At 45.9% G+C, this 4,708-nt stretch carries 5 protein-coding genes; 3 read left to right on the forward strand and 2 right to left on the reverse strand.

Features of this window, described 5'->3' with window-relative positions:
- Nucleotides 1-21: 21 nt before the first annotated feature.
- On the forward strand, nt 22-399 hold the full coding sequence (locus HRU21_11600) for a hypothetical protein (protein ID NRA42933.1): 378 nt from the start codon (nt 22-24) through the stop codon (nt 397-399).
- A 111-nt stretch (nt 400-510) separates the two neighbouring features.
- Here HRU21_11600 and HRU21_11605 read toward each other — a convergent pair whose 3' ends face one another.
- Nucleotides 511-1,896, reverse strand: a complete 1,386-nt coding sequence (locus HRU21_11605; protein NRA42934.1) for a cysteine--tRNA ligase — start codon at nt 1,894-1,896, stop codon at nt 511-513.
- A gap of 2 nt (nt 1,897-1,898) precedes the next feature.
- Complete coding sequence (locus HRU21_11610) at nt 1,899-3,560, reverse strand: glutamine--tRNA ligase/YqeY domain fusion protein (protein ID NRA42935.1); 1,662 nt, start codon at nt 3,558-3,560, stop codon at nt 1,899-1,901.
- A 104-nt stretch (nt 3,561-3,664) separates the two neighbouring features.
- Between HRU21_11610 and HRU21_11615 the strand changes: the two genes are divergently transcribed.
- On the forward strand, nt 3,665-4,156 hold the full coding sequence (locus HRU21_11615; GenBank protein NRA42936.1) for a peptidyl-prolyl cis-trans isomerase: 492 nt from the start codon (nt 3,665-3,667) through the stop codon (nt 4,154-4,156).
- Between the two features lie 3 nt (nt 4,157-4,159).
- Nucleotides 4,160-4,708: UDP-2,3-diacylglucosamine diphosphatase (locus HRU21_11620; GenBank protein ID NRA42937.1), on the forward strand; the 549-nt coding region annotated here is incomplete at its 3' end.

Genomic DNA, 4,708 nt, shown 5'->3' on the forward strand with positions numbered 1-4,708 from the left:
AATCAGTATTTGCAAAAGAATATGGCAGCGCAAGATACGATTTATACAACCGATCACAAACCACTTTACTGGCTACTTAATAAGCAACCCTTAAGTATTGCCGTACTTCACCCATCCAATATTTCAAAACCATTTATGTTGCAATTTATGCCAGGTGCAGAGCCGAAACCCGTCGATGAACTGCAGCGGCTGCTAGCGCAGGAACCAGATTGGATTATTCGCAAGGATAAAATTTGGTATTTTGATCAGAGATTGGAAAATACATTGCAGTCAAAAATCACTGAAGATTATCAGCTTAGCTTCAGATACAAGGATAATAGCGTGTATAAACGCATTCAAACTGAAGCCCTGAAGCCCTTACTTAGACCAAAGCCAAAGCCAGAACTGGGTGAAAAATAGTTTTTGAGTGCAAGCGAGCTGTGAGACGATAAGTAAAATCACGATGAGACGAAACAGCAAGCTGCCGACTGAAACATCTGCTCAAACGAACCTAAAAAGCGGCTTAAACCCTCAAATCCGCTTCCATGTCGTGCCTTCTCTGGCATCCATCAACTCAACGCCCTGCGCTTTTAAGTCATCTCGAATGGTATCAGAAAGCGCATAGTCTTTATCAAGCTTTGCCTGCGTGCGCAGCGCAATTTGTTGCTCAATAAATGCAACGCTAAGTTCTTCTTGGCCAGCCGCCTGGAGAAAGGCAGTGGGATCCTCCGATAATATACCCAACATATGCGCCAAACCCTTAAGCTCTGCTACTTTTGGTGCTGCCTTATCGTCGTTATTGATAGACTTCACCAAGCCGAACATCACAGCAATCGCTTCACGCACATTGAAGTCATCGTCCATCGCCGCTGTAAATTGCGCGAAGCTATCGGTTTGCTTTAGCTCATCAAGGGGTAAAGCATCAACCGACTCAAAACCTTGTAGGCACTGATAAAACCGATCGAGACCGGCTTTGGCTTGCTTTAAACTATCCTCAGAATAATTAATGCTTGAACGATAATGAGACGAGATTAAAAAGAAACGTACGACCTCAGGGTGATATTTATCGAGAATCTCTCGGATCGTGAAAAAGTTACCCAGCGACTTCGACATTTTTTCATTATCAACACGCACTGCGCCAGCATGCATCCACGTGTTAACGTATTTTTGGCCGGTAGCCGCTTCTGATTGCGCGATTTCATTTTCATGATGGGGAAACGGCAAATCAGGCCCACCACCATGAATATCAAAGGTATTGCCCAAACAGCAGGTGCTCATCGCCGAGCACTCAATATGCCAGCCGGGGCGGCCGTTACCCCACGGCGATGGCCAGAATACTTCATCGTCGGCAGCGCGCTTCCATAAGGCAAAATCGCGCGAGTCTCGTTTATCGGTTTCTATATTGGTTCGCTCACTGGCACCTTCGATTAAATCCTCGAGTTTTTTACCCGACAGCGCGCCATAGCCAGGAAACGCATTAACCGAAAAATACACATCACCGTTATCAGCTGCATAGGCGAAACCTTTGTCAATCAAGGTTGCCACCATAGCGATAATTTCGTCTATATAAGCGGTAGCACGTGGCTCAGCAGTGGGCGACAAAACCCCCAAACGTCGCTCATCTTCGTGCATAGCATCGATAAACCTATTGGTTAGCTCGGTAAACGCCTCGCCATTCTCATCAGCACGGCGTAAAATTTTATCGTCAATATCGGTGATATTGCGAACATAGTTAACCTCATAACCACTCGCTCGCAGGTAACGGCTTATCACATCAAAGGCAACCAATACACGCGCATGGCCAAGATGACAATAGTCATATACGGTCATGCCACAGACATACATGCTGACTTTACCGGGCTCTATCGGTGTAAAGCGTTCTTTCTGGCGCGATAAGGTGTTGTAGATATGCAGCATAATTAAAACCCTTCTTTCAGGCTTATCGTTAAGTTAAACACGGGCTTTGACGCGGCATGATCAAAACGGTCTGCAGTGTAATAACCCTCTCGCTCGAATTGAAAACTGGTTTCGGGCGCTGCAGCGGCGGCGGCTGGCTCAAGGTAGGCCTGAGCAACTGTCAGTGAGTTGGGGTTTATTACCGATAAATAGCCCTCTTCGGCTTTATCAGGATCTTCTGCATTGAATAAACGCTGGTATTGACGAAGCTCTACCGCAACCGATTCTGTCGCAGAGACCCAGTGAATAACGCCACGTGGCTTTTGCTCTGGCGGCGGGTTCTTGCCAAGCGTGTCGGGTACAATCTGCGCTAAAACTTCAACGATTTGCCCCTGCTGCTCAATAACTTCTGTCGCCTGAATTACAAAGCTACCGCGCAATCTAACATAATCACCCAATACTAGACGTTTAAATTTTTTGCGCCCCAAGCTAGTATCGGTTGAAAAATCGGCTTGATCAATGAATAACTGAGGCGTGAAAGGGACAGAACGCGTCCCCATGGCTTCATTTTGTGGATGGTTGGCTATAGACAATGACATCTGCTCAGAGGAAGACACATCACTAAAATTTTGCAGCGTAATTTTTAATGGATTGATCACCGCCATCGCACGCTGTGCATGTTGGTTGAGATCATCACGCACTTCAAATTCTAGCTGAGCCACATCGACTGTACCGTCGGTTTTCGCGACCGCCAGCGTGTCACAAAATTTACGTAGCGCGCGAGCAGAAACGCCGCGGCGACGAAGCCCAGATATAGTTGGCATTCTTGGGTCATCCCAACCGGCAACCACACCGTCATCGACCAGCTGCTTTAATTTTCGCTTACTGGTCACGGTGTAGTTAATGTTTAGCCGACCAAATTCATACTGACGTGGTTTTGCCGGCAGCGGCAGATTATCAACAAACCACTCATACAATGGTCGATGATCCTGAAACTCCAGTGTGCATATCGAGTGCGTCACCCCTTCGATAGCATCCTCTTGGCCATGCGCAAAATCATAACTGGGATAAATTTTCCATTTATCGCCGGTTTGATGATGGCTAGCATGGCGAATGCGATACAAGATCGGATCGCGCAAGTTCATATTTGGCGAAGCCATATCAATTTTAGCCCTAAGCACCGCACTACCCTCAGGCATATCACCAGCTCGCATGGCTTCAAACTGGCGTAAGTTTTCTTCCACCGATCGATCACGGTAAGGGCTATTTTTACCGGGCTTAGTCGCCCAGCCGCGATACTCACTGGCCTGCTCTGCAGTCAGCTCACAGACATAGGCTTTACCGTCTTGAATCAGCTGTATTGCCCATTGATAAAGCGTATCAAAGTAACTCGATGCGTAGCGTACTTCGCCAGCCCAGTCGAAACCTAACCATTTAACATCTTCAATAATGGCGTCAACAAACTGCTGATCTTCTTTGGCTGGATTAGTATCGTCAAAGCGCAGGTTACATTCGCCACCAAACTCTTCGGCCAAACCAAAATTGGTACAGATAGATTTAGCGTGGCCAATATGTAAGAAGCCATTAGGCTCAGGAGGGAAACGAGTAACAACTTTCTTTAAACCGGCCGCTACATCATCAGCAATAATGCTGCGAATAAAATTATTAGCTTTCGTCTCAGACATGAAAGCGAATCCTTAAAAACAAATTAGGCAGAAACATGCAAAACGCGTATTATAGCGGCTCTTTAAACAGTACAACACAGCTACAATACAGGAATTCATGCAATATGGTTACTTTGCACACAAACTATGGTGATATCACGTTAGCATTAGACGCCGAGAAAGCACCAAAAACCGTCGAAAACTTTTTAGCTTATGCTTCAGAAGGCGCCTACGATGGCACGATTTTTCATCGCGTCATCAATAACTTCATGATTCAAGGTGGTGGCTTTGATGCAGATATGAATCAAAAGTCGACTAAGTCACCGATCGAAAACGAAGCTGACAACGGTTTAAAAAATGACGAGTATACCGTGGCAATGGCCCGCACCATGGACCCCCATTCGGCAACTGCGCAATTTTTCATTAATGTGAAAGACAATGATTTTCTCAATCACAGCGGCAAGAATGCACAAGGTTGGGGTTATGCTGTATTTGGCAAAGTCACTAGCGGCCAAGACACCGTCGACAAAATCAAAGCCGTCAGCACTGGTAATCACGGCATGCATCAAGACGTTCCGCGTGAACCTGTTGTTATAGAATCTGTTAGCGTCGCCTAATCTATGTCTATTCGTCTGATCTCAGACTTACATCTTGATGAATCACGCCCGGCGGTTGCTCGGGCGTTTTTTCATTATCTGCAGCATCTTCCAGAGGACACCGAGAGCCTTTATTTATTGGGTGATATCTTTGAAATATGGATAGGTGATGACGATGATGCAGCGTTTATTGCTGAGATAAAAGACGCCTTAAAAAAAGTAAGCGAAGCAGGCATTAAGCTCTATTGCCTGCATGGCAATCGCGATTTCCTAATCGCGGATACCTTTTGCCAGCAAACAGGTTGTGAATTGCTGCAGGAGCCTGTCATTGTTGAGCAAAACCAAAGCCGGTTCATGTTAATGCACGGCGATGCGTTATGTATTGATGATGTTGAATATCAGGCATTTAAACAAAATATCAGAAACCCAGACAGTATTGCTTTCTTACTCAGCAAACCACTTGAAGAGCGCCGTGCACTGGCACAAAGTTTACGCGAGCAAACCAAATCGATGAGCTCAAATAAAGCTGCCGATATCATGGACGTAAATGACGCTGAGGTTGAACGTGTTATG

Source organism: Pseudomonadales bacterium (assembly GCA_013215025.1).
Lineage (GTDB): Bacteria > Pseudomonadota > Gammaproteobacteria > Pseudomonadales > DT-91 > DT-91.

Excerpts from the sequence above, each read along its gene's own strand:
- HRU21_11610 (NRA42935.1), bottom strand. The coding sequence starts at position 3,560 with ATGTCTGAGACGAAAGCTAATAATTTTATTCGCAGCATTATTGCTGAT.
- HRU21_11615 (NRA42936.1), top strand. The coding sequence starts at position 3,665 with ATGGTTACTTTGCACACAAACTATGGTGATATCACGTTAGCATTAGAC.
- HRU21_11605 (NRA42934.1), bottom strand. The coding sequence starts at position 1,896 with ATGCTGCATATCTACAACACCTTATCGCGCCAGAAAGAACGCTTTACA.
- HRU21_11600 (NRA42933.1), top strand. The coding sequence starts at position 22 with ATGGCAGCGCAAGATACGATTTATACAACCGATCACAAACCACTTTAC.